The 6,915-nt window shown below is 45.3% G+C and carries 5 protein-coding genes; 3 read left to right on the top strand and 2 right to left on the bottom strand.

Annotation, left to right across the window (positions count from 1 at the left end; genetic code table 11):
• Positions 1-505: response regulator (locus H6F50_RS08900; RefSeq protein WP_190428411.1), on the top strand; the 505-nt coding region annotated here is incomplete at its 5' end.
• A 229-nt stretch (positions 506-734) separates the two neighbouring features.
• Here H6F50_RS08900 and H6F50_RS08895 read toward each other — a convergent pair.
• A complete protein-coding gene (locus H6F50_RS08895; protein ID WP_190428410.1) occupies positions 735-2,546 on the bottom strand; it encodes a serine/threonine-protein kinase in 1,812 nt (603 codons plus the stop codon).
• Between the two features lie 276 nt (positions 2,547-2,822).
• Here H6F50_RS08895 and H6F50_RS08890 point away from each other — a divergent pair, with 276 nt between their 5' ends.
• Entirely contained in the window at positions 2,823-3,578 is a 756-nt protein-coding gene (locus H6F50_RS08890; RefSeq protein ID WP_190428409.1) for a peptidylprolyl isomerase, read from the top strand.
• Positions 3,527-6,115 (top strand): peptidase domain-containing ABC transporter, encoded by a 2,589-nt coding sequence (locus tag H6F50_RS08885; RefSeq protein ID WP_190428408.1) that lies wholly within the window; start codon positions 3,527-3,529, stop codon positions 6,113-6,115. The genes H6F50_RS08890 and H6F50_RS08885 overlap by 52 nt, the downstream gene beginning before the upstream one ends.
• A 24-nt stretch (positions 6,116-6,139) precedes the next feature.
• On the opposite strand, the gene H6F50_RS08880 is transcribed toward H6F50_RS08885, so the two are convergent.
• A partial coding sequence (locus H6F50_RS08880) for a TIGR00297 family protein (protein ID WP_190428407.1) occupies positions 6,140-6,915 on the bottom strand: 776 nt, incomplete at its 5' end.

Here is a 6,915-nt window from a genome sequence, read left to right as displayed (position 1 = left end):
TAAAAGTCACGGTGGATTTGTGCAGGTACTTAGCGAAGTGGGGCAAGGAACGCAGTTTTATATTTACTTACCCGTAACGCAGGCAACGATACCAGATGAGACGAAAAGCTTGCCTCATGAATTGCCTAGAGGACAAGGAGAATTAATTCTCGTTGTTGATGATGAATATTCAATTCGAGAGCTTACGAAAATTTCTCTAGAAACCTATAATTACAAGGTTTTAACCGCTAATGATGGAGTGGAGGCATTGGTGCTATATGCAGAACACAAGCAAGATATTAACGCTGTATTAGTCGATATGATGATGCCTGCAATGGATGGTCTAACCACTATCCGGGCTTTGCAAAAAATCAATCCACAGGTCAAGATTATTGCAGTTAGCGGACTTACATCTAATTACCAGATAACTGAAATCGCTGGAAATAATGTCAAAACATTTTTACCAAAGCCCTACACGTCAGAGGAATTGTTGAAAAACCTACAGGTGGTTCTTACTGGAAATTAGAAAATTTTGTTTTCCTATGATTGCCAGTGTTTCAGATACCCAAATTTTTAAAAAGTCGGGTTATCTCGCCTTCACAAATCATTCAGGACTGCTATAGTCGCAGCTCAATTTTATCTAATGCCCAAAGAATGCGCTAGGAGCCGCGCTTTGGATCAGTTCTCACCCGGCTAATCACGCTTTACATCAGTTCTCGCCCAGTTAATCGCGCTTTACATCAGTTCTTACCCAGCTAATCGCGCTGCCAAATCTTGATAGTCTTGTCCTCGCTGCCACTGGCTAAAGCCTGTCCATCCGGGCTAAAGGCGACGGAACAAACTGAATTTGAATACCCAGTGAGGCTGTAAATCAGCTTACCAGTCTCCGAGTGCCAAATCTTAATAGTCTTATCCTCGCTGCCACCGGCTAAGGTCTGCCCATCCGGGCTAAAAGCGACGGAAGAAACCGAATTTGAATATCCAGTGAGGCTGTGAATCACCTTACCAGTCTCCAAGTGCCAAATTTTGATAGTCTTATCTCCACTAGCACTAGCAAGAGTCTGCCCATCTGGACTAAAAGCAACAGAATAAACCCGGCTTAAATGCCCTGTGAGAGTCTGAATCAGCTTGCCAGTGCCCACCTGCCACAGCTTGATAGTGTAATCCTGACTGCAACTGGCAAGACTTTGCCCGTCCGGACTAAAGGCAACGGAAAAAATATAGTCTAAGTGCCCCGTAAAATCGCGAATCAGCTTGCCACTGCCCACCTGCCACAGCTTCATGGTTTTGTCCCCACTACCACTAGCTAGAGTCTGCCCATCCGGACTAAAAACAACAGAATGAACCCACCTTGAATGCCCCGTGAAAGTGCGAATCAGCTTGCCACTGTCCACCTGCCACAGTTTAATGGTGCTGTCTCCACTACCACTAGCTAGAGTCTGCCCATCTGGACTGATAGCTATAGAACGAACCCAACTTGAATGCCCGGTGAGAGTATGAATCAGCTTGCCACTGTCCACCTGCCACAGCTTAATGGTTTTGTCATTGCTGCCACTGGCAAGAGTCTGCCCATTCGGACTGATAGCTATAGAACGAACCCAGCTTGAATGCCCTATGAGGGTGTGGACACATCTCCAATTCTGAGATTTTGGCGGTGGTGGGGTAGATACAGCATTTAAGTCTTTCAAAACTTCAGCGGCTGATTGATAGCGTTCTTTCACATAATCTTTCAGCAACTTATCCAAAACTTGACTCAGTTGGCTGCTGACATTTTTCCCTTTTTCCCTCAGATGCTCTTTCCATAGCCAGCAGCCCTCTAATGGATCGTAAAGTTCATCAAGCTTGGTTGTTGTCAGCAGATGAATACAGGTAACGCCTAAACTGTATAAGTCACTGGCTGGATAAGCTTTACCGCTGCGAAATTGTTCGATGGGTGCGTAGCCTTCTGTGCCAGCTTTTGTGCCTGTTTTAGTTAAACCAGTGCCGACTGTTAATTTTTTAGAAATGCCAAAATCAATTAGGACGAATTTGCCATCTCTTTTACGTTTAATAATATTCGTCGGCTTGATATCCCGGTGAATCACCTGATGTTCGTGGACAAATTGCAGCACCGGCAATAAATCATTTAATAAATCTCGAATTTGCTCTTCTATAAATGCTTCCTGCCGTTCTAAGTTTTGACCTAATTCCTGCCCTTCGATATATTGCTGTACCAGATACAGGCGTTTATCTTGCTCGAAATAGGCAAATAAACTGGGAATTTGTGGATGTTGTTCTCCCAGTTGCAGTAATTGCCTCGCTTCTTGCTCAAATAGCTGGGTTGCCTTCCGCATTGCCGCTGAATTGCCTTGAATTTCTGGCACCGGCAAAAATTGCTTAATTACACAAGCAGCTTTTAGCCTGTCTGCATCTTCAGCCAAGAAAGTTCTGCCAAATCCACCCTCGCCAATGGGCGCGATCGCACGGTAGCGATCCTTGAGCAGTAACTTCGTTCCGCAACTTGTACAAAAATTTGTCTCAACAGGGTTTTGAGGCTTGTTGCAACCTGAATTCAGGCAATAGCTCATACACAGCAAAGCTCGCAGATTGAGTTTATGATAGAGCTTTTTGTGGGGCAAACATCTCTGCTGTCCTTGTTACCAGGTAAGGTGGAGACAGAAAAATTGCTGCCTTGGGTTGCATCGCGCGATCGCTAACTTATCCCAAAGTTAAAATTTATCTTTCAATTTTTCGATTGATAATATTTTTAAAAGCTAACATCGTGCATCATACAAATTGAATGAATCTAAAATTAATTAATTATATTTTTAAAATTACCAAACATTTGTTTACCGCGTTATTTTATGGAATCCGCACCTTTTTTGCTTGTGAACGACCAGCCGATTTCCCTTGAACAAGCTCTAAAATATCTGCAATTGTCTGGTAAACTTACTTCTTTTGTCGGAGAGATTCTCCGACAGTATTTTATAGAACAACAACTACAAGCACTCGATATAGATATTAGCTTGGCGGCAATTGAGCAAGCAGTGATTGATTTTCGCTTACAACGGAATCTAGCAGATCCCAAGAGTTTTCAAGAATGGCTAGTTCGTAACAGAATCGACTACGAAACCTTCCACAATCAGGTAAAATCTGGTTTTCAGTTAACCAAGCTCAAAGCTCAGATTGCAGAGCCGAAACTGAAAGAATATTTCATTGAACGCAAGCTACTTCTGGATCGAGTTGTACTCTCTCGTCTTGTGGTAGCCCAACAAGAATTAGCTGAAGAATTATATAGCCAAATTGAAGAGGGAGCCAGCTTTGAACAATTAGCGCAAGAGTATTCTCTCACAGACGATCGAATTGTAAATGGCATGATGGGGCCAGTCAGTCGAGGAACGCTACCAGACCAAATCCGAGCCGCGATTGATACCGCGAGTCCAGGACGGTTATTAGAGCCATTAAAACTGGAAAATCGTTGGGCTTTATTTCGTGTTGAGCAATTCCTGCCAGCTTCGTTAGAAGATAATCAGCTAAAGGAAGCACTACAAAATGAACTTTTTGAGCAATGGCTAGCACAGAAAATTCAAACCTTAACGGTCAAACTGCAAATCAGTTGAGTAGTGTTGAAATCGCTAGGAATTTGCCTTGGAATATTCCACCTCTGAGCTTGCTGACATCCGAACAGCAAGCAAAATTCCAAACGCAAGCCGAAATCCGTTACTACAGCTTGGGGGAAAAAATTTGGTCTACAGATCGTCTGGGCAACCAGTTTTTAATTGTGTCTGGAAAGGTGCGTTTGCGGGAAGAAGGAGTAGCGAAACCGCTGGCAACTTTAAAGGCGGGAGATTGGTTCGGCGACTTGCAGCAATTCCTGGGATTTAAAGCGATCGCCTCTAGCAAAGAAGTTGTGGTAGTGCGTTGGGATACGGCGTTATGGAACGAAGCTTCATCTCCAGAAATCGATAGCTTTTGGCAGCAATCTAGCGGCGTGAAATCTAGCGGCGAAGAGGCAACGATAGAAACCGAAACGAGGATACCTGTAAGTAATTATCCGTTTATTTCTAGCCTTAACTCAGCGGCTGCTTGCTTAACAATGGTGGCGCAATATTTACAAAATCCAGCTTCTTTAGAGTGGATACAACGTCAGTTGCGGGGACAACGCCCGAAACAGCTTGTAGAAGCGAGTGAGAAAATAGGGCTACATCTGCGACGCTTGATAGTAACTGGGCGTGAATTGCAGCAGCTATCTTTTCCGGCTTTGTTGCATTGGAACCAGGAACATTGGGTGGTGGTATACGAGGTAAAAGGCGATCGCGCGATCGTTGCGAACCCCCTCAACCCCAGTCAAACTTGCGAAAGTATTCCTTTGCCCTCACTTGAAACTGCTTGGGATGGGCAACTGTGGCAAGTTGAACTAATTCAGCGACAAGACAAATTTAACCTCAGTTGGTTCTTACCGGCAGTTTGGCGTTACCGGGGTTTACTGGGAGAAGTGCTGGTTGCGTCTTTCACCTTGCAGCTTTTGGGTTTAGCGACGCCAATCATTACTCAGGTGATTATTGACAAGGTGATGGTGCAGGAAAGTCTGCCGACTTTGGACGTGATGGCGATCGCGCTTTTGAGCGTTGCTATCTTTGAGGCGATTCTAGGCATCTTGCGGCTATTCATCTTTACCCACACTGCACGACGCTTAGACCTTAGTTTATCTGCTCAATTGTTTCGCCACTTGATGCGGCTACCACTAGCTTATTTTGAGTCTCGCCGCGTTGGAGATACGGTAGCGCGAGTACAAGAACTGGAAAATATTCGCCAATTTCTCACCGGAACGGCGTTAACTGTCATCTTAGATAGCATCTTTGCCGTTGTCTACCTGGCGCTGATGTTTTACTACAATGTCAAGCTTACCTTCGTTGCCTTGGCAGTGATTCCGTTATTTGCAATGTTGACATTGGTGGCGACGCCAATTCTCCGGAACTGGTTGAATGAAACCTTTAACCGCAGTGCGGATAGCCAATCGTTTCTTGTAGAGACGGTGACGGGAATCCATGCAGTGAAGGCGCATGCAGCCGAAGGAACCGCACGCGATCGCTGGGAAGGTTTATTTGCCCGCTTCATCCGCACCGGCTTTAAAGCTTCTACCACCTCCAATATTAGTAACAATATCGGTGACTTTCTGACTAATTTTTCCAACTTACTCATTCTCTGGTTTGGAGCTGCGCTAGTCATCAACCATCAGCTCACAATTGGTCAGCTAGTTGCTTTTCAAATGCTGGCGGGAAGAATGACCGGGCCACTTTTACGGTTAGTGCAATTGTGGCAAAATCTCCAACAAGTTTTACTTTCTGTAGACCGAATTGGAGATATTCTCAACGTAGCCCCCGAAGCCGAACCCGGATCGGGTCTAGTTCTTCCCCCGCTGAAAGGTAAAGTTACCTTCGATCGGGTTTTCTTCCGCTATCAATCCAATCAAGAAGCAATCCTGCGAGGAATTACCTTCACCGTTCAACCGGGAATGTTTGTCGGTATTGTCGGGCGAAGCGGCTCTGGAAAAAGTACCCTTTCTAAGCTTTTGCAACGACTTTACCCAGTTGAATCAGGTCGCATTTTTATTGATGGCTTTGATATTAAAAGTGCTGATTTAGCATCCTTGCGACAACAAATTAGTGTAGTTATCCAAGAAGATTTTCTCTTCAACGGTTCAATCTTGGAAAATATTACTTTAGGAAATTCAGAGATTACCACCGAACAAGTTGTAGAAGCCGCACGATTAGCCGTCGCCGATGACTTTATCAGCGAATTAACCCACGGTTACGAGAATCCTGTCGGAGAACGAGGCACTGCTTTATCTGGCGGTCAGCGTCAGCGAATTGCCTTAGCTCGTTTATTCTTATCTCAAGCTCCTATTTTAATTCTCGACGAAGCAACCAGCGCCTTAGATAGCGAAACAGAGCAGCAAGTTTTACAAAATTTACAAGCGATTTCCCAAAACCGTACCGTTTTTATGATTGCCCACAGATTTGAGCCGCTCAAACGGGCAGATTTGATTTTTGTTCTGGAGAAAGGGGTACTAATGGAACAAGGAACTCATCTAGAATTGATGCAAAAAAAAGGGCTGTATTGGTCGCTTTATCAACGTCAGCAGCCATCCGTTTAAAGATTGCTAGAAATTATTCTACTTTCAAGTAATCCCCGCAGTAGGCAGACTAAACGAGTGCCATGCTAAGGCAAACAAAATTGCAGCGATCGCGCCGATTAAGGTATTGAGAAAATTCACTACTTCGTTGGTAAGCCAATCGTAGCGAGATTGCAGCGTAGCACCAATGACACTTTCCAAATTGGTCGCAATAAACGCTGCTACTATGCACCAAACCACCCCGATGAGATCGATCGCACCAACGCCCCAGCCAACACAAGCGATCGCAACCGATGCCACCACTCCAGCGATTGTTCCCTCTAAAGAAACCGCCCCTTCTGTTCCCCTGGCTACAGGTTGTAAGGTTGTAATCAAAAACGTCCGTTTACCATAAGCTTTCCCGACTTCGCTGGCGGTGGTATCCGAAAGCTTAGTGCTAAAACTGGCTACATAGCCCAGCAGTAAAAAAGGCACCCATTGAGGTTGTCCTAAATAACTCACCAGTAGCGTTCCTAAGGCGCATAGAGTGCCCGTAAGGGCGGAACCCCAGACATTCTCCGGCCCGCGTGCCCCAGACCGTTTCTCGGCGATTCCCTCGGCTTCTTTTTGAGCCATGCCGATGCGCGTGACGGCAGAACCTACGAGAAAATAGAACATCACGACTAAATATCCCTGCCAGCCAAGGGTACCCCAGATGATGACGCCCAACGCCCAAGCGTGGAGGAATCCGGCGGGGGTCAGTAACTTTTTAGGGGCGAAATAGGCGATCGCTAACAAAACTGTATTCAATCCCACTGCAACTAACCAGGGATTGAAAGAAT

It is taken from the genome of Coleofasciculus sp. FACHB-712, assembly GCF_014695635.1.
GTDB lineage: Bacteria > Cyanobacteriota > Cyanobacteriia > Cyanobacteriales > FACHB-T130 > FACHB-T130.
This window is presented reverse-complemented; position numbering and strand designations above follow the sequence as displayed.

Coding starts and splice junctions, on each gene's coding strand:
- H6F50_RS08895 (WP_190428410.1), bottom strand. CDS start 2,546: ATGAGCTATTGCCTGAATTCAGGTTGCAACAAGCCTCAAAACCCTGTT.
- H6F50_RS08890 (WP_190428409.1), top strand. CDS start 2,823: ATGGAATCCGCACCTTTTTTGCTTGTGAACGACCAGCCGATTTCCCTT.
- H6F50_RS08885 (WP_190428408.1), top strand. CDS start 3,527: ATGGCTAGCACAGAAAATTCAAACCTTAACGGTCAAACTGCAAATCAG.